Below are 25,479 nucleotides of genomic sequence, written 5' to 3'. Positions count from 1 at the left end.
CGGGCACCGCGCGTCAGCGGGTGATCGAGCGTGTAGGGGTTGTTCGACACGAGCACAACCGCGAGATCCTGGTGCTCGATCCCCATATCGTCAGCCAGGCGCAGCCGCTGGCACCTCTGCGCCCGGGCCGAGCACCTGCTACGAAGTCCGCAGTCGACGTAAACACCGGGGCCAGGTGTCCGAGACTCCGCTGGTCACGACGAACCGTGAGTCCACGACCAGGACGAGGCCTTCAGTGGTGAAGATGTGCGGCACGGAGGCTCCCGATGACCGTGGCCTTACGGTTGCCCCTGGTCGACGTGATGCCGGCCGAATGTGCGGCGTAGCGGTTCAGTTTGAGGCTGTCGCCTGCGCTCGGATGCGATGCTTCGCGGCGCGCTCAACGAACAACGGGACGAAGGCGCGAATCGGGTTCCCCTCGAACTCAGGCCGACTGTCGGCCACGGCTCGCTCGACCACGACAGGCGAGACGTCCGGGAACGTCTTGATGAGCCTCTCCACGGCCTCAGAGATGGCGCGGTCTTCCTCGGAGCGATCCATGCTCCCAACTTTGAACAAGTTTCCGCCGGTCTGGCAAGGCCGTGAGAACTGCTGCACAGATTGCGGGCATCGGGCCTGTCATTCTCCGGCTCAGGACAGGCAGCGCCTTGCTGCCGCGGCTAGCAACCGCAATGCAGTCCCGCTTCGCTGCACTCTTATGTGGCAGCGACAGCCCGACATCGCGCCGCTCCTGGGTTCCGCAGAAGTCGAGAGTGACGAGCGTGGTAGCCGGCGCTGGGTGGATCGCAATTGACTCGGGTCGCCCTAAATTCGCACCATGGATAGCCCACGCGGAGCGGCGTAGTCAGGGCCTCGACGGACGCGATAGGCGTCTGACCTGCAGACTGCGTGTGGCGTGTGGCGTGTGGCGTGTGGCGTGTGGCGGGTCAGCGAATCGAAGACAGTGCGATGTCCTCGTGGTCGGCTGGATAGGGCTCCCGCCGATACCGCCCACCTTGAACCACTCGGAGTAGCAGTCAAACCGTCGTCTATTGGGAGAGTTGGTGTCTGACGGAGTCGCGGTCGGCGAGGAACCACAGTTCGGTGAACTTGCCGTCGGTAGTGGGCGAACTCGGATGCTGACAGGACGCGTTCGAGGTCCGTGAGGAGGGTGTTGAGCACCCCCGCCTTGGTCAGGCGGTTAGGAGGTTGGCGAACTCGGCTGGGTGGGCGAGGTGCGGGAAGTGTCCGCTGCCGGGTAGGACGGTGATGGTCACCTGGGGGAGGGCCGTCTCCAGCCAGAGCCGGTACTCCGGGCTCAACTCATCCCCGCTGACGTGATGGTACGCCGTCCCGTTGGCACGAATCGCGTCGAGGTCGTGCATCCGTCGGTCCCGGAGATCCTCCGCGGACATGAGGATGAGCTCGTGCCAGTAGCCCAAGAGGATGTCCTGCCGGGGCGTCGTCGCCGTACGGACCAGGTCCTGCGCGGCCGGTGGCAGCAGATCGATCCGCAGCCTGGGCAGGAGCGACTCCCAAACCTCGAGATAGTCGGGACTGTGCAGCTTGGACTCGGCGCCGCGCAGGAAGTCCCCGAAGCCGCCGACCAGCAATGGCTGGTCCACATTGACGACGCCGCGGACCGGATACTGGCCGGCATACGTCGTCGCCAGGGCACCGCCGAGTGAATGCCCGACCACGATTGGGGAACTGATCCGCGCCTCGACCACAGCCCGGTGGATCGCACCGACGACGTCGTCCGCGGAGTACGAGGCGAACGGCGGCGAGTCACCGTGTCCTGGCAGATCGACGGCGAGCACCCGGCGACGGTCGTCGATCCGCCGGAGTTCGTCGAGGACCGGGCCCCATTGCCGTCGGTCATAGGTCAGACCGTGCAGCAGCAGGAGCGGCGCTCGATCGTCGTCGATGCCGTAGCTGTCACCGGCGAGGGGGCCGTAGTGGTTGGGGTTGGACATCTCTGGCTCCGTCTGTCAGGACAGTGGTGGGACTGCGTTTCGAGGCTGCTGGGCCGCCATATACGTCCGATGGACTGCTATCTGACGTGTATCGCCGTGGCCGACGCTGAGGGCCGGAGTTCCGACAGGGAGTGAGCCATGGGACACGATCGATCAGCGTTGCTGCCCTTCGGCACCGGAGGAATGCGGCTGGCCTTCAAGGCCTTGGAGCAGATTGCTCTGAGTCTGGGTGCGCGCTGGGTGATGAAGATCTGGTTCACCGTGCCGCGCATCCCGGAGAGTGCCCGCCGGCAGCGGGTCTGCGGTACGACCTGGGGCACAGGTCCAACCGTCTACCTGGTCCACGGTTGGGCCGGCTGGGGCCTGCAGTCGGCGGCCTTCGTGCCACACCTGCTCGCGGCCGGCTTCCGGCTGGTTCGTACGACGCGCCCGCGCACGGCGACTCGGATCCCGGGTATCTCGGCGGCCGCGGGACGCATCTGCACGAGATGTCCGATGCCCTGAAGGCGGTCGTGGACGCACAGGGGCCGGCGGACGGGATCATCGCGCACTCGCTCGGCGCGGGAGCGGTCTCGCAGGCGATGCGGAACGGTCTGACCGCACAGCGGCTGGTATTCGTCTCGGCTACCAAGGAGTTCGACCACACCATCTGGTTGTTCGAGCGTGCCCTGGGTTTCGGACCGAAGACCAGGGCGGCGATCCATCGACGGTTCGAGCGCCGCTTCGGGCTGCCGGTCGCGGAGTACGATCTGGCCACGGTGTTCGCCGGGATCAGGCAACTCCCGCCACTGCTGGCCATCCACGACCTGGACGACCGCGAGACGCCGTACCTGGGCTCCGAGGAACTCGTCACGAGGTGGCCCGACGGACGCCTCGAACTCACCGACGGCCTCGGCCACCGCAAGATCCTCGGCGACCCCACGGTCGTCGCCCACGCAGTCGGCTTCCTGTCCGTACGAACAGGAAGCCGCCACTCAATCTAGCGAGGTGGGACCGCTTCCTCGCCGGTGATCAGAGCCGCAGCGCGTTCGGCGTTGGCCAGCGTCGCGGCGTTGGTGTTGCCGGACACGAGAGTCGGCATCACGGACGCGTCTGCGATCCGCAGGTGTGCGATCCCGTGGACCGCAAGGCTTGTATCGACAACGGACGCCCGACTGTCGCCGATCGCGCAGGTACCGGCGGGGTGGAAGTAGCTGGTGACAGTCGAGCGCAGGTATGCGTAGGACTCGGCATCGGATTGCAAGGCGCTGCCCGGGAACAATTCCTTGTCGCGGACGTCCGCGAGTGCCTGCGCGGAGCCGATCTCCCGCGCGGCCCGCAGGCCGGCGGTCATGCGAACGACGTCGTCGCGGTCGGTGAGGAAGCCGGGGTCAATCAGCGGGGCCTGGTCGGGATCGGTGCTGGCGAGTCGAACGGACCCTCGGCTGGCGGGCGTCATCAGCGCGAAGACGACGGAGTAACCGTTGTCCGGACGGGGCGCCCAGCGGGGGTGAACCGGGGCCTCGATCAAGATGATCTGCAGGTCCGGTGCCGCCGACGGTTCGCTCCGTAGCAGGACATGCGGCTTGCGCGCGTAGACACCGGAGGCGACCCGTCTCGTGGCGCTGTACGCGACCTGTGATTTCGGGTGGTCCTGGAGGTTCGCACCGACGCCGGGGAGAGCAGCCGCGACCTCGATGCCGAACTCGCGCAACTGCGCGGCCGGCCCGATGCCGGACAGGAGCAACAAGTGCGGCGACCCGATCGCTCCGGCGGTCAGAATCAGTTCCCGATCCGCCGTAGCGGTGTGGACCTGTCCGGCCACGACGTACTCGACGCCTCGGCAGACGGCACCGTCCAGCACCAGCCGTCGTGCGCGCGCGTCGGCGACCACGGTCAGGTTCGGGCGACCGAGCACGGGGACGAGGTAGGCGTTCGCAGCGCTCTGTCGGTTGCCGTTGACAACGGTCATGTCGTTCCACGCCACGCCGATGGCCGTCTCGCCGTTGCTGTCCTCGTTCCGGGGATGGCCGGCTTGGACGGCGGCCACGAAGCAGGCGTCCCAGAGCGGATCCGTGCCCGGCGCCGGTCCGACCCGCATCGGGCCGTCCTTGCCCCGGTACCGCGGATCACCGCCGGCTCGTTCGCTGCGCTTCAGATAGGGAAGGAGCGCCTCGTAGTTCCAGCCCGAAGCGCCGGCCGCCTTCCAGGCGTCGTAGGCCGACCGGTCGCCGCGGATGTGCATCATTCCGTTGATCCCGCTGGATCCGCCGAGCACCTTGCCACGGGTCCAGGGCAGGATCGCGCCGTCGAGCCCGCGTTGCGGCACCGTCTCGTTGCTCCAGTCGACGGAGGTTCCGGCCAGTCGTGGCCAGGCCGTCGGGCCGGCCATTCCCTCCGAAGGCTGCGCCGAGCCGGCTTCGATCAGCAGGACGCTGATGCCCGGATCCTGGCTGAGTCGTGCGGCCACTACCGAGCCCGCCGTTCCGCCACCCACCACGATGTAGTCGAAAGTGTTCATCGGCAGGCCCTCACAAATAGATGGACTGGAACCGCTGGTAGGCCGCCAGTGCCTCGGGGCCGAATTTGAGACCGAGGCCGCTCGCCTTGGTCATCGACGCGGGGGAGTGCAGGTCGGGCTGGTAGCGATTGATCCCGACCGAACCCGTGATGATCCGCCGCGCGACCGCCAGGCCGCGGTCGGGGTCCGTGGTCCAGACCGTTCCTGCCAGGCCGTACTGCGAGTCGTTGGCGAGGCGGATCGCATCGTCGTCATCGTCGTACGGCGTGATCGTGACAACCGGCCCGAAGATCTCCTCCTGCGCGATCGTGGACGAGTTGTCCACGTCGGCGAACACGGTCGGTTCGACGAACCAGCCTCTGGTCAGCGCAGTGGGCCGGCCACCGCCGAGCACGAGCCGGGCGCCTTCGTCTCGGCCCTTGCGGATGTATCCCAGGACCCGGGTCCGTTGCCGCTCGCTGACCAGCGGGCCGACCTTGGTCTCCGGGTCGAGCGCGTCTCCCACGGTGAGGGATCGGGCCAGTGTGGCCACGGTGTCCACGACGTCGCCGTACCGGCTGCGCGGAGCGAGGACTCGGCTGGTGATGAAGCAGGTCTGCCCGTTGTTGCCGAACAGGGCGGGAGCGAGTTGCGCGCCGATGGTGCGCAAGTCCAGCGTGGCGTCGTCCAGGACGATCGCGGCGGATTTGCCCCCCAGCTCCAGCGTCACCGGACGCAGCAGCCGGCCGGACGATGCACCGATCTCGCGGCCCGCCTCGGTGGAACCGGTGAAGGAGACTTTGTCGACCCCCGGATGGTTGACAAGGTAGCGTCCCGCCCTGCTGCCGCCGGTCACGATGTTGAGGACGCCCGGCGGCAGGCCCGCTTCGATTGCGGCATCAGCGATGAGGATCGCATCGAGAACCGTCTCCGGTGCCGGCTTGAGGACCACCGTGCACCCGGCGGCCAGCGCGGGCGCGTACTTGAGCGCCGCCATCGTGTTCGGGAAGTTCCACGGGACGACGGCTGCGACGACACCGACCGGAACCCGGCGGACCAGCGTGCCGCCCCCAGTGGCGCTGATCCGCACCTCCTCACCGACTCCCTGCGATGCGGCGTCTGCGTAGTACCGGAGAAATTGTCCTGGGCGGCGGGAGTCGGATGCGGTCGAGAGGAAGATCGGCATACCGTTCTGCTCGCTGACCCGGCGGGCCAACTCGTCGGTCCGCCGGTCGATCGCGTCTGCCAGGCGGTGCAGTGCGTCCGCCCGCGCGCTCGGGGTCCACTGCGACCAGTCGTCGAACGCGACCCGGGCCGCCTGGACGGCCGCGTCGATGTCGTCGTGGTCCGCCGCAGGTACGGAACCGATGACGGCCTCGGTGCTGGCGGAGCACACCAGGATGCGTTCGGCGGAGAGGGGGATCTGCCATGCGCCGTCGATGAACAGGTGCTTGTGGTCGATGTCGGTCATTTTCACAGGCTCACGCGCCCGGTTATACGTCCCGTAGAAGCGTTGTCTATGAGTTGTAGATCGGCGGCGCGTTCGCTGGCTTCATGGCTTCCAACAACTCTCAAGATGTAGCAACGACCGAGAAGGCGCTGCGGGCGTTGTCTCTGGACGGGACGCTCGTACTGCGCGGCGATCCTGACTGGGATGCGGCCCGGCAGGCGTGGCACCTCAGCGTCGACCAGCAGCCGGTCGCGGTGGTCCGGGCGGGATCGGAGTACGACGTGGTCGCGGTCGTCAATGCGGCTCGCCGGCTGGGGCTGAGAGTCGCTCCGCAGGCCACTGGGCATAACGCCGACCCGCTGGGGTCGCTGGCCGGCACGATCCTGCTCAAGACCTCGGCGCTGCGCGAGGTGACCGTCGATCCGGAGACCGACATCGCAAGGGTCGAGGCCGGAGCCCAGTGGCAGGACGTCACCGAGGCGGCGGAGCGGCATGGTCTGGCCGGCCTGGCAGGTACGGCGCGCGACGTCGGCGTGGTCGGCTACACGATCGGTGGTGGGTTGAGCTGGTTCGTGCGCTCGCACGGCCTCGCAGTCAACCAGGTGGTGGCGGTTGAACTGGTCACCGCGGACGGCACGTTGCGCCGGGTGGATGCCGGCCACGAGCCCGACCTGTTCTGGGCCGTCCGTGGCGGTGGCGGCAGCTTCGGCATCGTGACGGCGCTGGAGTTCCGGCTGTTCCCGATCGAGGAGGTGTACGCCGGTGCGCTGTTCTGGCCGCGTGAGCAGGCCAAGGAGGTTCTGCACGCGTGGCGGGAGTGGACCGCGACCGCGCCGGAGGAGATCACCTCGATCGCCCGGCTGTTCTCGTTCCCGCCGCTGCCCGAGGTGCCCGAGCCACTGCGCGGCCGGGAGGTCGTGATGGTCGAGGTGACCAGCCAGCTGACCAAGAACCAGACCGACGAGCTGCTGGCGCCGCTGCGGGACCTCGCACCGGAGATCGACACCATGGCGGTGGTCAAGCCCAGCGAGCTGTGGACGTTGCACATGGATCCCGAGCACCCTGTGCCTGGCGTAGGCGAGGGCGCGCTGCTCAGCGAGCTGACCGAGGCGACGGTCGAGGCGATTCTCGACCACGCCGGGCCGGAGTTGGTGACCGTCGAGGTGCGCCATCTGGGTGGTGCCGCGGCTCGCTCGACCTTGCTGTCCGGTGCGGTCTCGGCTCTCGACGCCGAGTACCTGCTGATCACGGGCGGCGTCGCGCTCGACGAGCAGAGCGCCACAGCGACGTACCAAGCCGTTGATCTGATGCTCGAGGCGGTCACCAGCTGGCTGGCCGAGGTCGGGTACCAGAACGTCGTCGGGTCGCCGGTCCCTGGCGAGGTGATCTTCGGCGTCGATGTCTACCACCGGCTGCAGGAGATCAAGGACGAGTACGACCCGGGCAATCTCATCCACGCCAATCATTCGATCGAGCCCGCTGTACGTCGCGGAAGTGTCGTCATTTGACGCAAGCGCGTCGCGACGTGGTCTCCGTACCGTCACCGGTGGTGGCGCAGATCGGAGCTGCCGTCCGTTCACCTGGCGCACATTGCGCCACGTTCCGAGGAGCCTTTGATGAGCCAACCCAAGCCGACCATCGTTCTCGTTCACGGCGCGTTCGCCGACGCCTCCGGCTGGAACGCCGTCGCCGAGCGGCTGCGCACGGACGGTTATCCCGTGCTCGCCCCCGCCAACCCGCTGCGGAGCCTGCGCGGCGACGCCGAGTACATCGCCAGCGTGCTCGAGTCGATCGAGGGCCCGGTCATCCTGGCCGGCCACTCGTACGGCGGAGCCGTGATCACGAATGCCGCCCGCGGTATCGCGAACGTCAAGGCACTGGTCTACATCTCTGCCTTCGCGCCCGACGAGGGGGAGAACATCTTCGCCCTCACCGGCAAGTTCCCCGGCAGCCTGCTGCCGGCGAACACGCTGACTCGCACCTACCCCAACGGGACGGCGGAGCCCGGCGTGGACGTCTACCTGGGGCTGAATCACTTCCGGGAGGTCTTCGCCGCCGACGTACCGGCCACGACGACCGAGCTGATGGCCGTTGAGCAGCGGCCGCTCGCACTTGCCGCCGGCAACGAAGCCTCCGGGCCGTCGCCTGCCTGGTCGACGATCCCGTCGTGGTACCTGGCCGGCCGCGACGACATGGCGATCCCGTTCGCGGCGCAGCTGTTCATGGCCAAGCGCGCCAACGCCCACCTGGTCGAGGTCACGTCCTCGCACGTGCCGATGATCTCCAAGCCAGGCGCCGTCGCCGATCTCGTCGTGGAAGCGGCCCGGGCCACCACCTGACATTCATCCGGCATATATCGCCTGTGGCTGGGATGTTGGCCGGACAGATATCCCAGCCCCACCAAGCCGGTGGCCGGGAAGAGGAGCAGAAAATGAACACCAAGACTTCCGCCGCTGCGGCGGCGGAAATGCTGGCCGGACAGCTGGATCCAGAGCGGATCCTGCTGCCTGGGCCCGCCTACGACCAGGCACTGCCGATCTGGAACGGCGCAGTCACGTCCCGCCCCGCGCTGCTGGTGCGTTGCGGATCGGTGGCCGACGTCCAGGCAGCGGTGCGGGCAGCGCGGGAACACGGGCTCCCGCTGTCGGTTCGTGGCGGCGGACACGACTGGGCCGGACGATCGCTGCGTGACGGCGGTCTCGTCGTCGACCTCTCGGAGCTGCGCAGTGTCGAGATCGACGCCGCCGCGGAAGTCGCCACCATCGGCGGCGGCGCCCGGGCCGCCGACGTCACCGCCGCGGCCGCAGCCCACGGCCTGGTCGCCGCTACCGGAACCGTTGGCGCCGTCGGGATGACCGGACTGACGCTTGGTGGTGGATACGGCCCGCTGATGGCACACGTTGGACTGGCGCTGGACAACCTGGTCGGCGCCGACGTCGTGCTGGCCGATGGACGGTTCGTGAGCACGGACGCGAGCAACGAGCCCGATCTGTTCTGGGCGCTGCGCGGCGGTGGCGGGAACTTCGGCGTGGTCACCTCGATCCGGGTCCAGCTGCATCCGATCAGCGAGGTGATCGCCGGATTGATCTTCTTCCCGTGGTCCCAGGCCGAGGACATCTGGCGCGGGTACGTCGACCTGATCGCCGACGCCCCGGACGAGCTCACTGTTCAGACGGGCGTACTGACGGGGCCTGACGGGAATCCCACTCTGTACATGGCCCCGGTGTGGAGCGGCCGGGATCTGGCCGAGGGGCAGAAGCTGATGGACCGGCTGCAACAGCTCGGTACGCCGTTGATGGCACAGCTGGCCCCGATGCCGTACGGCGCGATGCTGGGACTGTTCGACGAGCACATCGCGAATGGACGCCACTATGCGATCAAGACGCGGTCGCTCAGCAGCCTCGGCGCCGGAGCCGTCGCGGCGCTGATCAAGGCCGGCGAGCTGAAGACCTCCCCGACGTCGGGCATCGTGCTGCATCACTTGCGCGGTGCGGGGACACGGATCGCGCAGGACCAGACAGCGTTCGGACTGCGGCAGGAGCACTTCGCCGTCGAGATCGTCGCCGCCTGGGAAGCCGGCGAGGACGCCGAGTTGCATCGCGGTTGGGCTGCCGACACCTCGGCGGCGCTGGAGCCGTACGCGTTGCCGGGCGGCTATCCCAACCTGCTCGGACCTGACGAAGAGGCCCAGATCGCCCAGGCGTACGGCGGGAACACACCGCGTCTGCTGGCCGTGAAGAAGCGCTTCGACCCCACCGGCGTCTTCACCGCGACGCCGCTGCCGATAGCCCCCTGATCCCGCCGTGCGCGGTGGGTTTCGCTCACCTCTCGGAACCGCGCGCGGCGACTCGCGTGGGCACCGGTCCGCCGGTGCCCACGCGAAGCCCACCACCACTCAGAAAAGCGTTTCGGCCACTCGGCACCCGTCCCGCGGTGGAATGAATTGAGACGACAGATCGCGAGTAGCATCGCGATCAGGGTGCACGGCTGACGTGCGGGAGCGCGATGAACGATCAGTTGCGGTTCGCGGTGCTCGGCCCGGTTCGGGCCTGGCGCGGCGACCAGGAGGTCGAGCTCGGCTCGCGGCAGCCACGCGCCGTACTCGCGGCGTTGCTCCTGCACGAGGGCGCCGAGGCGACCATCGGCGAGCTCGTCGACGTGATCTGGGGTGGCGGGGACATCCCATCCACGGCCGTCCAGGTCGTCCGGACCTATGTCCATCGCCTCCGCCGCGCGCTCGAGCCCCATCAGAAGGCGTCCGAGTCGATCATCACCTCGACCAATCAGGGCTACCGACTGCGGATCGATCCGACCTCGGTGGACCTCGGCTGCTTCCAGCACCGGCTCGCCGCGGCGGATGCCGCGGAGCCCGTGGAGGCGCTCGACCAGCTTCGGCAGGCGATCGCGCTCTGGACCGGCCCGGTGCTGGCCGGCATTCCCGGCGACTACGCGGAATCCCAGCGGGTGCGGCTGAATCGTCTCCGGTTGTCCGCACTCGAACGGCGTACCAGGATCCAGCTCGAGCTCGGCGCCGTGTCGGAGGCACTGCCAGATCTGACTGGTCTGGTGGTCGACCATCCGTACGACGAACGATTCGCAGAACTACTGATGCACGCCCTGTACCGCTCCGGGAGGCAGGCCGAGGCCCTCGCCGTGTACCGCCGGCTGCAGTCGAAGCTCGCGGACGAACTCGGTACGCGTCCCGGGCCGGAGCTGCGCGAACTGCAGGAGCGGATCCTCCGGGCCGATCCCGGTCTGTTGCCACCAGCAACTACGGCTGCGCCGGCCCAGCTTCCCGCCGACCAGTTCGGCTTCGCCGGCCGGCGGCCCGAGCTGGCCGCCGCGACGGCGATCCTGGACCGGTCCGGTCGCAGGCCGGTCGCGGTGGTCACGGGGATGGCGGGGGTCGGCAAGACCACGTTTGCGGTCCACTGGGCGCACGCCATCGCCGACCGGTTCCCCGACGGGCAGCTCTATCTGAACCTCCGCGGCTTCGATCCGGCCCGCTCCGCGATGCCGACCGAGGAGGCCTACTTCCTGGTGCTCGAAGCGCTCGGTGTGTCTCGCCAGGAGATGCCGAAGGATCTGAGCGGCCGGGCGGCCCTGTACCGCAAGCAGTTGGCCGACCGCCGGATCCTGATCCTGCTCGACAACGCTCGCGACGCCGAGCAGGTGGCCCCGCTGCTCGTCGACGGCACCGGTGGCCTGTTCGTCGTCACGAGCAGAGCCCAGCTCGCTGATCTGGACGCAGGCGACCGGGTCTCGGTGCTCGCCCTCGATGTTCTCCCGGCCGACGAGGCGCTCGCCTTCCTGAGTGGCAGGCTGGGCGACCAGCGGGTTCGGCAGGAGTTGCCCGCGGCAACCGCGATCGCCGAGCGATGTGGTCGGTTGCCGTTGGCCCTGGCCGTGGTCGCCGCGCGGGCCGCGCTCAACCCGACCTTCCGGCTCGCCGACATCCTCACCGAGCTCGACGAAAGCCGCGGGCGCCTCGACGCCTTCGCCGACGCGGACTCCACGGTGGACGTCCGGGCCGTGTTCTCGTGGTCGTACCAAGCGCTGACGCCGGCCGCGGCCGTACCTTTCCGGCTCTTGTCCGCGCTGCCCTGGACGAGCAGCAACCTGGTCACCATCGCAAGCCTGACGGGTGCCTCCATCCCGGAGACCGAGCAGGCCGTCGCGGAGCTGACGTCCGCGCACCTTCTGCTGGAGCCCCAGCAGGGGCGTTTCGCCTACCACGACCTGGTCCGCGTATACGCCCTGGAACAACGGGAGAGCTCGGACACTCCCGGCGTACAAAGGGAAGCGTTGCTGCGCGTGCTCGACCATTTCGTCCAGACCGCGAAGTCCGCCGACGCGTCGGTCAATCCTTATCGGCCACCTGTCGACATCCTGCCTCGCCGACCGCAGACCTTGGTCGACGAGGTCGCCGGCCGCCGGTCCGCCTGGGCGTGGTTCACCGCGGAGTACGACGCCCTCGTGAGTGCCGTCGGAGAAGCCGCACGGGCCGGCTTCGATGAGCACGCCTGGCAACTGGCCTGGGCTCTCGATACGTTCCAGTACCGCGGTGGCCATTGGCGCGATGCGGTCACCACCCAGCAGATCGGGCTCCAGGCCGCCGACCGGCTCGGCGACAAACATCTGCAAGCAGTGGCGCATTGTGCGCTGGGCAAGACCTACACCGACCTCGGCGAGGTCATGTCAGCCCATGACCAGCTCGAGCAGGCCATCGACGGGTTCCGGCTGACCGGCTCGGAGGACGAGGAGTCCGGCGCACACGCCAGCCTCGGCAACCTGTTCAGCAACGAGGGCCGATCGGCGGAGGCGGTGGAGCAGTACCAGGAGGCACTACGGCACGGCACCGATCCGATCGCCCGCGCGACGGCGATGAACAACCTCGCCAACGAATACTCCGCACTCGGCCACCACCAGTTGGCTGTCACCTTGTGCCTGCAGGCCATCGAGTTGTGGAGCGCGGCCGGCGACCGCCACGGCGAGGCGAACAGCTGGGACAGCCTCGGTCACGCGCACCAGATGCTCGGGAACCACACCGAGGCCGCCAAGTGGTACCTCCAGGCGATCGATGCGTTCGCGGACCTGGGCGATCGCTACAACGAGGGGATGTCGCTCGCGAACTACGGGGACAACCGGGTGTCGGTCGACGATCCGGCGGCCGCGCGCGAAGCCTGGCGGCGGGCGCTCGAGCTGTTCACCGAGCTACGCCACCCGCTGGCGGGCGACCTCGAGTCGAAGCTGGCCGGCCTTGCCTAGGCCGCTCTGGCTCTCGATACTCGGCCCGGTCCGCGCCTGGCGGGGATCGGCGGAGCTCAAACTGGGCGGACCCCAGCAACGAAAGACGTTGGCGGCCTTGCTGCTCAGCCACAGCGAGCAGGTGTCCGTCGACGAGTTGATCGACGCCCTGTGGCCCGTCGATCCGCCCCGCGCGGCGGTCCAGGTGATCCGTACCTATGTGTACCGGCTGCGTCGCGAGTTCGGCGCCGACGAGTCGCTGATCACTCCGCTGGACAGCGGTTACGCGATCAGGACCACCGCGGCGAACTTCGACCTCGCCGCGTTTCGCGAAGAGGTCCGGCTCGCCGACGTCGCCAGGCTGGCCGGGGATCTCGGGGGAGTGGCGAAGCATCTGGACAGCGGCCTCGCCCTCTGGGCCGACCAGCCGCTGGCAGATCTCCCGGGGGAGTACGTCGACAAGGAGCGTGCCGGTCTGGAACGAGAGCGCCTGGCCGCGCTCGAGGCCCAACTGACCAACGAGATCGAGCTCGGCGCGTACGACGAAGCCGCGAGCCGGCTGGCCCGGCTGGTCGCCCAGCACCCGCTGGACGAGCGATTCCGCGAGTTGCTGATGTCCGCCTTCCATCGGTCCGGCCGGACCGAGGAGGCGTTGGCTGTCTTCGCCGAAGCCGAGGAGTTGCTTGCCGAAGAGCTGGCACTTGACCCGGGGCCCGGACTGCAGGCGCTGCGCGCGCACATCCTGCGGGACAGCTCCAGGCGGGCCCAGCTCCCGGCCGATCTCCCGACCTTCGTCGGCCGGACCACGGAACTCCGTGCGGCGACGGCACTCCTGCCGCCGGCCGGCGCGCCGCCGACCACCGTGGTGATTGCCGGGACGGCGGGGATCGGCAAATCCAGTCTGGCCGTCCACTGGGCCCACGAGATCGCCCACAGGTACCCCGACGGTCAGCTGTACCTGAATCTGCGGGGCTTCGATCCGACGGACACGGTGCTGGACGCCTCGGAGGCGATTCACGATCTCCTGCTCGGCCTCGGCGTACCCGCTGCCGAGATCCCCGCCGACCTCGACGCCCAGGCGGCGTACTACCGCAGCCGGCTGGCCGACCGACGAGTCCTGGTGTTGCTCGACAACGCCCGGGATGCCGAACAGGTCCGTCCGTTGCTGCCGGGTACGTCGGGATGCCTGGTGATCGTGACGAGCCGCGACGGTCTCTCCAGCCTGGTCGCTCGCGAAGGCGCTCGGCCGTTGCCACTCGATCTTCTGTCGCCGGAGGAGTCCCACGCCTTCCTGGCGGCGCGGTTGTCGGCGGAACGGCTCACCGCGGAGCCGGCCGCTGTCCGGCAGATCGTCGGCTGTGGCGCGGGACTGCCACTGGCCCTCAGCATCGTGGCGGCTCGCGCGGCTGAGAATCCGGAGCTGACCCTGACCGCGATCGCGGCCGAACTGCAGGACGGTCGCGGCAGGCTCGACGCTCTCGCGGCCGACGCGGCCGACGCGGTCGACAGTCGCAGTGTGTTCTCTTGGTCGTACCGGGCGTTGGGCCCGGACGCAGCGCGACTGTTCCGGCTGCTGACGCTGCACCCCACCGGGGATGTCACCGTCGCCGCCGCGTCGAGCCTGGCCGGCGGAGGCGTACGGGAGACGAGGTTGCTGCTCGCCGAGCTCACCCGGGCGCACTTGCTGACGGAGCGTGCACCAGGGCGGTTCTGGTGCCATGACCTGCTTCACGCGTACGGCGAAGAGCTCTGCCGGAGCATCGACTCCGACGAAGACCGGCGGTCCGCGTTTCTGCGGATGATCGACCACTACTTGTCTGCGACGTACTCGGCGAACCTGCTGCTCTATCCTCTCGAATCGCCGATCACTCTGACCGCGGCCGCGGAGGGTACGGCGTTCACCGAGTTCTCCGACCGCGACACCGCGCTGACCTGGCTCGTCACGGAGTACCGCACGGTGATCGCGCTGGTCACGGCCGCCCTTGCGGCGACGGCGCCCGTACAGGTCTGGCAGTCGGCCTGGGCAATCTCGGACTTCTTGCAACGCCGCGGGCTCTGGAACGAACAGGTGGCGGTCCAACGTGTCGCCTTGGCCGCCGCATCCCGACTGGGTGATGTCATGGGGCAGGCGCACGCCCACCGGGGCTTGGGGGCGGCGATCGGCCGGCTGGGCGATCTGACCGAGGCGGCCGACCACTTGGAGCAGGCGTGCAGGCTGTTCCAGGACATCGGTGACGAGGCGAACGAGGCCAGAACTCGTCGGGCGCTGGCATTCGTCCGGGGTGCTCAGGACGATTACCACGCCGCACTCGCCGAGAGCGAGGCCGCGCTGGCGCTGTACCTGCGGACAGCTGATCTGCCGGGACAGGCCCGCGCTCTGAACGACGTAGGTTGGTGTCTCGCCCAGCTGGATCGGTACTCCGAGGCACTCGACCACTGCCGACGGGCCTATGCCCTGTTCGAGGAGCTCGGGATCCACGACGGCCAGGCGGCGACCTGGGACAGCCTGGGCTATGTCCACCACCAGCGAGGGGACTTCGCACAGGCCATCGACTGTTACCAGGAGGCCGTCCGGATGTTCCGGCTGCTCGGGGACCGCTACGACGAGTCGGGCGCGCTGATCCACCTGGCCAGAAGCCAGGAGGCCATCGGCGATCTCGGCACCGCGCGCATCACGTGGGAACAGGCGCTCAGACTCCTGGAGGACCTCGGCCGTGCGGAGGCGACCGAAGTCCGCAGCCACCTCGATGAGCTGACAGCGTCATCTGACTGATGCTCCGAAGTTACACCGGCGGGCGCGGACTCATCACCTTCGCCCAGCACCCGCCGTACCAGAACATCAGCCCAGCGGGATCCGGTGGTTGTTGGTGGTGAGCCAGGTGCTGAAGGTCAGCAGGGTGGGATTGAGCGCACGGGTTCTCGCGATGGAGAACTCGGCGGCGAACCTCTCCGTTTGCTCGCTGAAGTACTGGAACTGGTTCGCGAGGTCATCGGAGCCGGGGAAGCCGAGGGCCGCGTACTGCTGATACGTGACCGGCTCGTACACCACCGTCTCGCCGAAGGCGTTCTGCAGCGCCTTGGCGATTTCATCCCCGGTCAGCTGATCGCCCATGACACCCACCGTCTGCCCAACGAGCGCTGGGCCCTGCTTGAAGATCGCCAAGGCGCACCTGCCGATGTCGTCGGCAGCGATGAAGGGGAGCTTCCCGCCGGCCAGCGGCAGGTTGAGACTCAGGACTCCGGCGCCGTTCCGCTTCGGCTCCATCCCGAAGTGGATGAAGTTCTCGTAGTAGAAGACCGTCTGCAGGAAGGTCGTCGGTACGCCGAGATCACGGAAGATCGCGTCGGCCTCACTCTTGCCGTCGAAGTGCGGAACCTTGAAGCGGCCGATGCTGGGCATCCGGTCGTCGTCCAGGGGGTACTGCTCCCTGGTGTCGGGCAGGGTGGACCAGATCGCGTGCTCCACACCCGAGGCTTTGGCGGCGCGGGCCAGAATCGTGGCCTGAGCCAGCTCCTTCTCGGCGGACAGGTAGTCCCAGTAGAAGGTGACGCAGAACGCGGCGTACGCGCCCTTGAAGGCCTGGGTGACCGAGGCTTCGTCGTCGAAGTCGACCTGCACGACCTCTGCGCCGAGCTCCGCCAGCGATTGCGCCTTGTCCGAGTCGGCGTTGCGGGTCAGCGCCCGTACCGCGAACTGACCGCCGGGATCGTCGAGGATGGCCCGAACCAATCCGCCACCCTGAGCCCCGGTCGAACCGACAACGGCAATGATCTTCTTGTCAGACATGTCGTTTCCTTCCGGCCGCTGTCGCGGTCAGATCGAGATCCGGCTCTTGTGCTCGGCCAGCCAGTCGGTGAACGACTGCAGTGCGGGATTGATCTTGCGGATCGCGTCGAGGTCGCGGTCGGCCGTGTACTGCTCTTGATTGCGGGCGTAGTACTCGAACATGTTCCCCGCCTCGATCGCGATCGGAGACGGAATCGCCCGGTACTCGTCCCAGGTCAGCGGCCGGTAGACGACCTCTTCACCGAGGGCGTCGGTCAGCGCTCGCGCGTACTGCTCACCGGTCAGGTGGTCGCCGGCCAGGCCGACGGTCTTACCGATGAAGTTCTCCGGGTCGCGGAAGATCGCATACGCGGTGCGGCCGATGTCCTCGGCCGCAACGCCGGACAGGCGCGCGTCGGCCATCGGCAAGTCGAAGACGGCCTTGCCGTCCTCGTCGCGCCGCAACCCCAGGCCGTACAGAAGCCCCTCGAAGTAGAAGGTCGTGTTGAGGAAGGTCGTCGGTACGCCGTACTTCACGAACAGCTCGTCCGCGTCGCCCTTGGCATCGAAGTGCGGGACCTTGTACTTGCCGAGCGACGGCACCGACGCGTCGTCGCCGAAGAACTTCCGGGTGTCGTCCAGTGTCGACCAGATGACATGCTTCAAGCCTGCTTCAGCCGCGGCCTTCGCCGCTGTCTCGGCCTGCGCGAACTCCTTCTCGCCGCGGGCCTGCGGAGTGTCCTCCTCGCCCTCGGCGCGCTGCTCCCAGAAGTTCGTCACGACGAACGCACCGTAGGCGCCGGTGAACGCGGCCAGGGTGGCCGCTTCGTCGTCCAGGTCTGCCTGGATCACCTCGACGCCGGCGGCGGCCAGCTCGCGTGCCTTGTCCGACTGGGGATTCCTGGTCAGCGCCCGGACAGTGAACGGCCCGTCGGGGTCGGCCAGGATGGCTCGCACCAGGCCTCCGCCCTGGGAACCGGTCGCACCGACCACCGCGATGATCTTCTTGTCACTCACAACGAACTCCTCTGTCGCTAGCTTTTGCCTCCACGGTCCTGGGCGGCCATATACCGCTCATAGACGCAGGGTGCGGTGCTAGCTTTGGCGGGTACGGCGGTTCCCGAGCCGCCGTACGCGAGCCGGGAGGGGACGTGATCCGCGAGACCCCAGAGCCGCTGATCGGGCGCGAGACCGAGCTGGCACTCGTCGCGACGCTGCTCGACGACGACGCCGAGGCCGACCGTGTCCTGCTGGTCGCGGCAGATCCCGGGATCGGCAAGACGGCGTTGCTGAACGCGGCTGCCGAGGCGGCGACCGCGAGCGGAATCCGGATCCTGCGGGTCGAAGGGGTCGAGTTCGAGGCCCAGGTCAGCTTCTCCGGCCTCAACCAGGCGCTGATACCCCTCCTCGACGAGTTCGAGCAGCTGGGGGAGCTACACCGTACGGCGCTCAGCGCGGCACTCGGGCTCGGTGAGGGGCCGCCACCGGATCGGCTGGTGGTCTCGAACGCGGCTCTCGCGCTGCTGCGACGGGCCGCGATCAGCACGCCGCTGCTCCTGGTGATCGATGACCTGCCGTGGCTGGATCGATCGAGCGCCGGCGTACTCGGGTTCGTGGCCCGCCGGTTGACCGGCAGCCGGGTGGGGTTGCTGGCAGCCGCCCGATCGGATGCCAAGACCTTCTTCGACGGAACCGCTCTGCCTGTGCTTCGGTTGCACCCCTTGACGCCAAAGGCCGCAGACGCGTTGCTGCGACGGCGGTATCCGACACTGGCGCCCGGAGTGCACGAGCGGCTACTAGAGGTTGCCCGGGGCAACCCTCTGGCCCTGCTCGAACTCCCCACGGCGCTCAGCGGGAGACAACGGACCGCTTCGGAGTCGCTGCCCGCAGTCCTTCCGCTCACCAGCCGGCTGCAGGCGATGTTCGAGGCGCGGGTCGAGAGTCTGACCGACGCGGCCCGCAACCTGCTACTGCTGGCCGCGCTCGATGGCACGGGTGAGTTGGCGGTCTTGCAACGGGCATCGCGGGACCCGGACCTGAGGAATCTCGGCCCGGCCGAGCGGGCCGGACTGGTCCAGATCGAAGCGGACCACCATCATCTGGTGTTCCGGCACCCGCTGGCTCGATCGGCCATCGTGGGCGTCTCGACGCGAAACGAGCGGCAGCGCGCGCACCGGCTGCTGGCCGACGTACTGGCTGAGCAGCCCGATCGTCAGGCGTGGCACCTGGCGGAGGCGACCACTGGCGCGGACGAAGCAGTCGCCGGTCTGCTCGAGCTCGCGGCGCATCGAGTCCTGGGGCGTGGCGATGCCGTCGGCGCGGTCCTCCGGCTGATCCGGGCCGCAGAACTCAGCCCGGCCGCAACGGACCGTGGGCGTCGGCTGACTGAAGCCGCCTTCCTCGGCGCGAACATGGCTGGTGGTCTGGAGGACGTGTCGCGGTGGCTCCGCGACGCTCTGCAGGGTGAGCTGGATCTGAAGCAGTCCTTGCAGGCGGCGACCACGGGCGTCTTCCTGCTGCTCAACAACGACGGCGACGTGGGTACCGCACACCGGCTGATGATGGCGGCCATCGACGGCTACGGCATGCCTCTGGACGCCGAGGATGACCGAGTCCTGGCCGCGGTCTTCGTGCTCCTGCTCATCTGCGGGTACAGCGCACGAGCCGATCACAGTGAACTGCTGTACGACGTCTTCGGCCGCCTCGCGCCCGCCGTACCGGACGACCTGTACCTGCTGGCGCAGGTCTTTCTCGATCCGGTCCGGACCGCACCTGCCATCCTCGAGGAGTTCGACGCCGCCCTGCAGAGCCTGAACGACGAGCCTGGTCCCTGGCGGATCCGCAGACTCACTCTGGCGGCGGGCATCCTGGATCGACTGACGCCGTACCGGTCAGCCGTCCTGCGAGTCGTCGAGCAGAGCCGCGAGTCGGGTGCCGTGACGAACTTCGTCGCCTTGCTCATGCACATCTCCGGGGACGACCTGCAGACTGGTCGATGGGACGAGCTCGACCGGCTCCTCGACGAGTGCCTGCAACTGTGCGACGCCCGCGGGCTCGGGTTCTATGTCCCGATCTTCCAGTTCCGTAAGGGTCTCCTCGCAGCCGCCCGAGGCGACGACTCGGCTACCCACCTGGCCAATGAGATGACCAGATGGGCGGTCCCGCGAGGAGCCGAGGTGATCACCCGCTACTCCCATCACGTGCAGGCTCTCAGCGCGCTCGGCCGCGGTGACTTCGAGACGGCGTACCAGCACGCGGCGGCGGTGAGCCCACCCGGCACTCTGGCCGCCTACATCCACGACGCGCCCAACGTCTGCCTGGATCTGGTCGAGTCGGCGGTCCGAACCCACCGGCAGGCCGAGGCAGTCGCGCATGTAGCCGCCCTGCTCGAGCTGGACGTGGCCCGCCTGTCGCCGCGCATTGCCATGCTGGTGTACGCGTCCGCGGGAATCGTCGCCGACAACCACGAAGCCGCGGTCGAGCACTTCGACCGTGCATTGAACGTCCCGGATGCCGCGCGCTGGCCGTTCGAGCAGGCCCGCGTGCAACTCGCGTACGGCGAGCGGCTCCGCCGCCAGCACGCGTCCGGTGCGGCGAGGGCGCAGTTTGCGGCGGCGCTCGACACATTCGGCCGGCTGCGCGCTACGCCGTGGATCAGCCGGACGAGCAACGAGATGCGTGCGACCGGCCGGACCGTGCCAGTCTCGCTGGTGAGCGGATCGCCCGTCCTGACCACTCAGGAGCGTGAGATCGCCGTACTGGCTGCTGCCGGCCTGACCAACAAGGAGATCGGGGAGCGGCTCTTCCTCTCCCATCGGACTGTCTCCACGCACCTCTATCGCATCTTCCCCAAGCTCGGCGTCGCCACCCGCGCCGCCTTGCGGGACGCGTTGGCGGCGGCGGAACCGTACACGGAACCGGCTCCGCCGCCGCCTACCGAACGGCCGTGAGGCAGGGCTCAGTAGCCCAAGTCCGACCACCTGGTCTTGCAGATGTCTTGGTACATCTTGGCGGGGTTGCTGCTGGCCTCTCCCCAGTTGTACTGAAGGAACTTCTGGCCCCAGTAGTTGGTGTCGGTCACCGGGACGAAGTTGCGCGGGGTGTACCGGTAGTCGGAGCTGCGGTACTCGGCCGGGGTGGCTCCACCGGTGGCCGACTTGTCATAGCCGGTCTTGTCGTTGAACATCTGGTGCTTCGCGAAACCGACGTACGCCTGCGGGAAGTCGCCGTTGTGGCCGTAGGTGCCCTCGTTGTCCTGGATGGTCAGAGTCTCCACGTCGGCCCACTTCTTCGGGTACTCCCAGCCGTGCCTGCCCATGACCAGGACGGCGCGCTTCCACTCGTTGTTACCCGCGTAGCGCCAGATCACCGTGACGTGCTCGAAGTCGTGCGGGTGTCCGTTGGCGCCGGACGGGTTGAAGCCGTCCTTCGGGAAGTAGATCGTGTACACGACGCGAACCTCGGTGCCATAGCACGTCTTCACGTTGTAGTACGTGGGAAACCAGGACCAGGTCGGCGCGCAGCCTTTGTTGGTGTCCGGCCAGTTGGCCGTCGCGGCCGGCGGGTGCTGGTCGTTGTTGGCGCCGACGAAGGCCGGCGACGGCCAGCAGGCGTCATGGCTGTTGGCACGGGCGAAGTACCAGGTCGGTGCTCCCGCGATGACGAAGTTCGTGAGATCCCCCGGTACGGCGACCAGGCCGGTGTTCGCACTGGCCTGCTGCGAGACGGTGACCGATCCGGCCAGCATGGCGACGGCCATCACAATGACCAGCGGCCAGCGACGCAGGTTCCGGAATCGGCCCGCTCGATACGGCTCTGAGCCCTGCATGATGCTCCTTCGGGTGGTTCTGAATCAGAAGCCACCACCGTCCCGCCCCCCGGTATACGTCGCATCGCAAGCGAGCAGACCCGTCATACACTCAACACACTTCAGCGTCCCGTCCTGCGGAGGTGGCGCCAGGAGAGGCAGGTTCCTTTTTCGGGACATCCTGTTCGTGTGGTGGGTCGGGATCAGCTACTCGGCTCGGTAATGCTGTCTGCGCGCAGCGGGTGGAATGCGGCCCGGAGTTCGGCCGCGAACAGCTCGGGTTCTTCCCACGCGGCGAAGTGACCGCCCCGCTCCGCCTGATGGAAGTAGTCGAGGGTGGGATAGGCCTGCTCGGCCCAACTGCGCGGTGTCTGCCAGATCTCGCCGGGGAAGGTGGTGAACCCGACCGGGATCCGGACCGGAGGTGGCGGCGTCTGGTTCTGCGCGGCGGGTGCGTCGGGACCGTACGCCTCCCAGTACGACCGGGCGGCCGAGGTCCCGGTGCCGGTCAGCCAGTACGTCGTGATGTTGTCCAGGACGTGGTCGGCGGTCAGGTTGCCGGTGGGTTGTCCGTCGACGAAGGCCCCGGAGATCTTGTAGTAGGCGTCGGTGTCGTGGTCGAGCATCCAGGCGGCGAGGGCTGCCGGCGAGTCCTGGAGCGCGTAGCCGAGCGTCTGCGGGCGGGTGGACTGCTCAACGAAGTAGCCGTTGCCGCTGGTCTGGAACGTCTTGATCGCCGTCTGCGCCGCACGTTCCTGCTCGGTTCCCGAAGGCAGGGCAGCGGGGTCGTTCAGTGCGGGCACGAGCAGGTTGGTGTGGATGCCCACCAGCCCGTCGGGTGCTTGGCGGCCCATTGCGTCGGTGACGCCGGCGCCGACGTCGCCGCCCTGCGCCACGAAGCGGGTGTAGCCGAGGCGGCGCATCAACTCTGCCCAGGCGCGAGCTGTGCGGCCGAGGTCCCAGCCGACCTCGGCCGGCTCGGCGGAGAAGCCGTAGCCGGGCAGGGACGGTAGCACCACGTGAAACGCGTCCCGGGCGATGCCGCCGTACTTGGTCGGGTCGGTGAGCGGACCGATGGAATCGAGCAGCTCGATGACCGAGCCGGGCCAGCCGTGCGTCATGATCAGCGGCAGTGCGTCGTCGTGCTGCGACGGCACGTGCAGAAAGTGGATCTCCACACCATCGATCTCGGTAGTGAACTGCGGCAGCGCGTTCAGCCGCGCCTCGACCCGGCCTAGGTCGTACCCGCTCGCCCAGTAGCTGCAGACCGCCTGCATCGCGGCCAACTGCACGCCCTGTGAGCGGTCCTCGACGAGCTCCCTGGTCGGCCAGCGCGTCGCGGCAAGGCGACGCCTCAGATCATCGAGTGCCTCGTGCGGTATGGCCACGGAGAACGGACGGATCGCGTCGGCTCGCTGCTCAGTAGTCGGTGCCACGATGGACCTCCCGAAGCGCAGGTGAAGGCATCCCAGCAGGCTGACATTGTGTTGGGACGACCCGGATCATCCCTGAGGGGTGAATGCCGTACGCGTTTTGCCCTCAGGGTCGGTGGCACCCTGACGGCGCACCAGCGCCATGATCTGTACTACGACCTCGCCTGGCGGGAGCGGAGTTGCTCGAGGGTGGATCGCAGCACGGCGCGCACGAGCTCGTCGAGTGGCTGTTCGCCCGCCCGGTCTTCGCGGACGGCGGCGAGCACGGCGTCGAATGTCGGTGTGCCGGCTGTCCGCGCGGCCGCTCGCATCGTGTGAGTGAGGGAATCGATCGCCCCGACGAGCCGCTGCGAGGGTTCTGCGATCCCGAGCTCGGATCGCCACGGTGCGCCCGGCCGGAGATCTGCTATGAGTGCCGGGAGGCGCTCGGGAGCGTGGGCGAGGGTTTCTGCCACCGCCTCAGCCCACCCGGTCAGGATCGTGAGATCCTCGACCTCGAGGACTCGGGGCATGGGAGCCCGGGTTTCGGCCGCCGATGGTTTCGAGCCGGCGTCGGACGCGCGGATCTGGTGCACGGCGGTGCCGAAGTAGTGCGTGCCGGTGTCGACGGGTCGGCGGCCGTCGGCGGTACGCCGGGTCGCGTGCGAGCCGCTTGCCGTCAGGAGCACCGCGTGCGCGCCGGGCTCGAGTGGAATCTCGCGGAACCCTTGGTCGGCGTCCTTCAACAGCGCGACGATCGAAGAGGCCTCGTGCCCCGGCGGCCGGCTTCGCTGCGCCATTCCGAACGAGGTCAGCGTGAGCACGACCGATCCTGGGTCGTCGGCCAGGACGCTCGCGTACCGCGCCGCCCATCGAGATGCCAGCTGCGGTCCGTCGAGTAGGACCGCGAACACCACGGTGGGGCCGACGGCCCGGATGACGTCGGCGATTTCGTCGGTTTCGGCCAGGTCCTGGCACACGAGCGAGGCGATCGTGATCTCTTCGCCGAGCGACACGAACTGCAGCGCGCGGGGCGGTACGTCCATCGCCTCCAACCACTGCACCTGCGGGTGCAGGGCGCCTGCGAGGTGGTACTGGTAGATCTGGTTCTCGTCGAGCGACCACCGATGGTGCTTGTTCTGACGGATGTGGAACCACTGCCGGTCAGGGCCGTCGGGCGCCCCTGCGCCTTTGCGCAGCCTTGGATCCACGCCGATGTGCACCCCATTGCGCGGGAGCCGGCCCAGGCCTGGTGAGCGTTGACGAATCCCGGCGGTGAGATAGGTGACCCCGTGCCGGCTCAGGACGGCCTCGAGGTCCTCGATCTCGGTCTCATCGATGGCGGCCTCCGGCAGTACTACGACATCGACGTCGTCGACCTCCTCGAGAGCAGCGGTGAGAACACGATCCACGAGGTCCAGGTCGAGCCGCTCGGCGGGGGCGAACTCGAAGAATCCGAAGGGGTCGCGCTCCAGCCGCTGCACCGATCCCTCCACGGCGCGGAAGTCGGACGCGCGGATCCGCAGCGGCCACGGCAGCAACAACAAGTTGACATGTTCGGCCCGCGGATCGGTCCCGAGGTGACGCGACGGCGTCTTGTGCCAGGATGCCTCGAGTCCGGCACCCCGCACGCAGACGTAGCGTGAGAATGCGGTTCGCCCGCTCGGCGGCGTACGGACTTTCGGCAGCACACGCACCCGCCGCGGCGCTGTTCGCGCCAGTGATCCCGTCGTGGCCAGCAACTCCCGCGCCCGAGCGCGATACCGGGCGCCCGGTCCCTCCGCGCGCTCGGTGGCGCTCCCGAGCCCGGCGCACGCCTCGTCGGCCATCGCATGCAGCGACAGCAGCGCCTGACAGGCCCGCCAATCGTGGCCGGCCGCCAGATCGGCCAGCGGCAGATCGGCGTGCTTCAGTGCGATAGCCCATTCCTCGGCCACCATGCTCGGCAGCGAGCCGCGAGGATCCTCGACCCACGCGCTCCACTCCCGACCCGCGTCCACAACGGCATCGGACCAGTCATCGGCACCGGCCGGCGGCCACTGCGCCCCCGCCGGTGGCGCCAACGCGAAACGGAATGCCTCCGTGCGATCGAGCAGCACATTGGTGAGCGCGAACACGTCAGGCGGCCACTCGAGCAGCTCGTCGGTGAACCCGCCACCGCTGATCGCTTGCCACGCCGAAGCCAGCGTCAGCTCCTCGCCACCCGCATCGCTCCGCCCAGAGATAGCGCCGATCTGCGCCCCAGGTACCTTGTCGCGTTCGTCATCCAACCCGGAGGACCGCTTCATGACGTCTCCGTGGAGTCGAGCCAGCCTGCCAACGGGCGGGCGAAGATCGCTCCGTGATCGTCCGGGCCGATGCGCTCGGAGAGCTCGAACATGTTGCCCCACGGGTCACGGAAGAACGCCAGACGGGCGCTGATGTCAGCCATCTCGAAGGGCGGGTTGACGACGTTCACGCCGCGCTCGCGGAGGACCGCCAGGGTGTCGTCGACCGAATCGACGGACAGGCAGACGTGGTTGAAGCCCGGCACGGCCAGGCTGGCGTCGACATCGGGGTAGATGGTCTGGGCGCCGGCGCCGGGCCCGGCCAGGATTTCGAGGTGGAAGTCGTTCTGCTCGGGCGGCATCACGTAGGCGAGGGTCAGGTCGCCGTACGGCCAGATCTGCAGGATCCGCCAGTCCATCGTGTCGACCCAGAACGAACGGGCCGCTTCGAAGTCGGGGTAGCGGATCGCGGCGTGATGGCCGCGCATCGAGGAAAACGGCGAGGTGGTGATAATCGCCGGGGCTGGGGGCAGAGGCATCCAATGGTCCTTGTGTCTGTGCCGGTCGCACGGCGCGACCGGTCGATACCTCGATTG

Annotated in this window: 18 protein-coding genes; 8 read left to right on the top strand and 10 right to left on the bottom strand. The window is 68.3% G+C overall.

Translation table 11 applies throughout. The features are described from left to right. Positions 1-330 precede the first annotated feature (330 nt). Complete coding sequence (locus ACXC9Q_RS22790) at positions 331-540, bottom strand: three-helix bundle dimerization domain-containing protein (RefSeq protein ID WP_457058660.1); 210 nt, start codon at positions 538-540, stop codon at positions 331-333. A 632-nt stretch (positions 541-1,172) separates the two neighbouring features. Then, on the bottom strand, positions 1,173-1,955 hold the full coding sequence (locus ACXC9Q_RS22785; protein WP_457058659.1) for an alpha/beta fold hydrolase: 783 nt from the start codon (positions 1,953-1,955) through the stop codon (positions 1,173-1,175). 138 nt (positions 1,956-2,093) lie between these two features. Between ACXC9Q_RS22785 and ACXC9Q_RS22780 the strand changes: the two genes are divergently transcribed. Continuing rightward, the gene (locus tag ACXC9Q_RS22780; protein ID WP_457058658.1) at positions 2,094-2,459 is read left to right on the top strand and encodes a hypothetical protein; all 366 of its coding nucleotides are present in this window, start codon (positions 2,094-2,096) and stop codon (positions 2,457-2,459) included. Next, positions 2,444-2,938: an alpha/beta fold hydrolase gene (locus ACXC9Q_RS22775; RefSeq protein WP_457058657.1), complete on the top strand. Its 495-nt coding sequence runs from the start codon at positions 2,444-2,446 to the stop codon at positions 2,936-2,938. Before ACXC9Q_RS22780 ends, ACXC9Q_RS22775 begins: the two co-directional genes overlap by 16 nt. Here ACXC9Q_RS22775 and ACXC9Q_RS22770 read toward each other — a convergent pair. Together ACXC9Q_RS22770 and ACXC9Q_RS22765 are read right to left on the bottom strand one after the other, a co-directional pair. Beyond that, positions 2,935-4,455: a GMC family oxidoreductase gene (locus ACXC9Q_RS22770; RefSeq protein ID WP_457058656.1), complete on the bottom strand. Its 1,521-nt coding sequence runs from the start codon at positions 4,453-4,455 to the stop codon at positions 2,935-2,937. The genes ACXC9Q_RS22775 and ACXC9Q_RS22770 overlap by 4 nt on opposite strands. A gap of 10 nt (positions 4,456-4,465) precedes the next feature. Then, positions 4,466-5,905, bottom strand: a complete 1,440-nt coding sequence (locus ACXC9Q_RS22765) for an aldehyde dehydrogenase (protein ID WP_457058655.1) — start codon at positions 5,903-5,905, stop codon at positions 4,466-4,468. Between the two features lie 83 nt (positions 5,906-5,988). Between ACXC9Q_RS22765 and ACXC9Q_RS22760 the strand changes: the two genes are divergently transcribed. The 5 genes from ACXC9Q_RS22760 to ACXC9Q_RS22740 all read left to right on the top strand — a co-directional run bounded on the left by ACXC9Q_RS22760 (position 5,989) and on the right by ACXC9Q_RS22740 (position 15,404). Further along, on the top strand, positions 5,989-7,392 hold the full coding sequence (locus ACXC9Q_RS22760; protein WP_457058654.1) for an FAD-binding oxidoreductase: 1,404 nt from the start codon (positions 5,989-5,991) through the stop codon (positions 7,390-7,392). A gap of 108 nt (positions 7,393-7,500) precedes the next feature. Then, positions 7,501-8,223 (top strand): alpha/beta fold hydrolase, encoded by a 723-nt coding sequence (locus tag ACXC9Q_RS22755; protein ID WP_457058653.1) that lies wholly within the window; start codon positions 7,501-7,503, stop codon positions 8,221-8,223. 92 nt (positions 8,224-8,315) lie between these two features. Then, the gene (locus tag ACXC9Q_RS22750) at positions 8,316-9,680 is read left to right on the top strand and encodes an FAD-binding oxidoreductase (protein ID WP_457058652.1); all 1,365 of its coding nucleotides are present in this window, start codon (positions 8,316-8,318) and stop codon (positions 9,678-9,680) included. 209 nt (positions 9,681-9,889) lie between these two features. Then, on the top strand, positions 9,890-12,652 hold the full coding sequence (locus ACXC9Q_RS22745; RefSeq protein WP_457058651.1) for a BTAD domain-containing putative transcriptional regulator: 2,763 nt from the start codon (positions 9,890-9,892) through the stop codon (positions 12,650-12,652). Further along, on the top strand, positions 12,645-15,404 hold the full coding sequence (locus tag ACXC9Q_RS22740) for a BTAD domain-containing putative transcriptional regulator (protein ID WP_457058650.1): 2,760 nt from the start codon (positions 12,645-12,647) through the stop codon (positions 15,402-15,404). The genes ACXC9Q_RS22745 and ACXC9Q_RS22740 overlap by 8 nt, the downstream gene beginning before the upstream one ends. Positions 15,405-15,470: 66 nt before the next feature. On the opposite strand, the gene ACXC9Q_RS22735 is transcribed toward ACXC9Q_RS22740, so the two are convergent. After that, on the bottom strand, positions 15,471-16,418 hold the full coding sequence (locus tag ACXC9Q_RS22735; protein WP_457058649.1) for an NmrA/HSCARG family protein: 948 nt from the start codon (positions 16,416-16,418) through the stop codon (positions 15,471-15,473). Between the two features lie 27 nt (positions 16,419-16,445). Continuing rightward, positions 16,446-17,414, bottom strand: a complete 969-nt coding sequence (locus ACXC9Q_RS22730) for an NmrA/HSCARG family protein (protein ID WP_457058648.1) — start codon at positions 17,412-17,414, stop codon at positions 16,446-16,448. Between the two features lie 134 nt (positions 17,415-17,548). On the opposite strand from ACXC9Q_RS22730, the gene ACXC9Q_RS22725 reads away from it, so the two are divergent. After that, positions 17,549-20,347 (top strand): AAA family ATPase, encoded by a 2,799-nt coding sequence (locus tag ACXC9Q_RS22725; protein WP_457058647.1) that lies wholly within the window; start codon positions 17,549-17,551, stop codon positions 20,345-20,347. Between the two features lie 8 nt (positions 20,348-20,355). Here ACXC9Q_RS22725 and ACXC9Q_RS22720 read toward each other — a convergent pair whose 3' ends face one another. The 4 genes from ACXC9Q_RS22720 to ACXC9Q_RS22705 all read right to left on the bottom strand — a co-directional run bounded on the left by ACXC9Q_RS22720 (position 20,356) and on the right by ACXC9Q_RS22705 (position 25,422). Then, the gene (locus ACXC9Q_RS22720) at positions 20,356-21,225 is read right to left on the bottom strand and encodes an NPP1 family protein (RefSeq protein WP_457058645.1); all 870 of its coding nucleotides are present in this window, start codon (positions 21,223-21,225) and stop codon (positions 20,356-20,358) included. A 182-nt stretch (positions 21,226-21,407) separates the two neighbouring features. Beyond that, positions 21,408-22,640, bottom strand: a complete 1,233-nt coding sequence (locus tag ACXC9Q_RS22715; RefSeq protein WP_457058643.1) for an epoxide hydrolase family protein — start codon at positions 22,638-22,640, stop codon at positions 21,408-21,410. Positions 22,641-22,789: 149 nt separating this feature from the next. Beyond that, positions 22,790-24,904: a hypothetical protein gene (locus ACXC9Q_RS22710; protein WP_457058642.1), complete on the bottom strand. Its 2,115-nt coding sequence runs from the start codon at positions 24,902-24,904 to the stop codon at positions 22,790-22,792. After that, entirely contained in the window at positions 24,901-25,422 is a 522-nt protein-coding gene (locus ACXC9Q_RS22705; RefSeq protein ID WP_457058641.1) for a VOC family protein, read from the bottom strand. The genes ACXC9Q_RS22710 and ACXC9Q_RS22705 overlap by 4 nt, the downstream gene beginning before the upstream one ends. Positions 25,423-25,479 lie beyond the last annotated feature (57 nt).

It is taken from the genome of Kribbella sp. CWNU-51 (assembly GCF_054073265.1).
The sequence above is the reverse complement of the archived record's forward strand: the minus strand, read 5'-3'. Positions and strand labels throughout refer to the sequence as shown.

Excerpts from the sequence above, each read along its gene's own strand:
- ACXC9Q_RS22790 (WP_457058660.1), bottom strand. The coding sequence starts at position 540 with ATGGATCGCTCCGAGGAAGACCGCGCCATCTCTGAGGCCGTGGAGAGG.
- ACXC9Q_RS22785 (WP_457058659.1), bottom strand. The coding sequence starts at position 1,955 with ATGTCCAACCCCAACCACTACGGCCCCCTCGCCGGTGACAGCTACGGC.
- ACXC9Q_RS22780 (WP_457058658.1), top strand. The coding sequence starts at position 2,094 with ATGGGACACGATCGATCAGCGTTGCTGCCCTTCGGCACCGGAGGAATG.
- ACXC9Q_RS22775 (WP_457058657.1), top strand. The coding sequence starts at position 2,444 with ATGTCCGATGCCCTGAAGGCGGTCGTGGACGCACAGGGGCCGGCGGAC.
- ACXC9Q_RS22770 (WP_457058656.1), bottom strand. The coding sequence starts at position 4,455 with ATGAACACTTTCGACTACATCGTGGTGGGTGGCGGAACGGCGGGCTCG.
- ACXC9Q_RS22765 (WP_457058655.1), bottom strand. The coding sequence starts at position 5,905 with ATGACCGACATCGACCACAAGCACCTGTTCATCGACGGCGCATGGCAG.
- ACXC9Q_RS22760 (WP_457058654.1), top strand. The coding sequence starts at position 5,989 with ATGGCTTCCAACAACTCTCAAGATGTAGCAACGACCGAGAAGGCGCTG.
- ACXC9Q_RS22755 (WP_457058653.1), top strand. The coding sequence starts at position 7,501 with ATGAGCCAACCCAAGCCGACCATCGTTCTCGTTCACGGCGCGTTCGCC.
- ACXC9Q_RS22750 (WP_457058652.1), top strand. The coding sequence starts at position 8,316 with ATGAACACCAAGACTTCCGCCGCTGCGGCGGCGGAAATGCTGGCCGGA.
- ACXC9Q_RS22745 (WP_457058651.1), top strand. The coding sequence starts at position 9,890 with ATGAACGATCAGTTGCGGTTCGCGGTGCTCGGCCCGGTTCGGGCCTGG.
- ACXC9Q_RS22735 (WP_457058649.1), bottom strand. The coding sequence starts at position 16,418 with ATGTCTGACAAGAAGATCATTGCCGTTGTCGGTTCGACCGGGGCTCAG.
- ACXC9Q_RS22720 (WP_457058645.1), bottom strand. The coding sequence starts at position 21,225 with ATGCAGGGCTCAGAGCCGTATCGAGCGGGCCGATTCCGGAACCTGCGT.
- ACXC9Q_RS22710 (WP_457058642.1), bottom strand. The coding sequence starts at position 24,904 with ATGAAGCGGTCCTCCGGGTTGGATGACGAACGCGACAAGGTACCTGGG.
- ACXC9Q_RS22705 (WP_457058641.1), bottom strand. The coding sequence starts at position 25,422 with ATGCCTCTGCCCCCAGCCCCGGCGATTATCACCACCTCGCCGTTTTCC.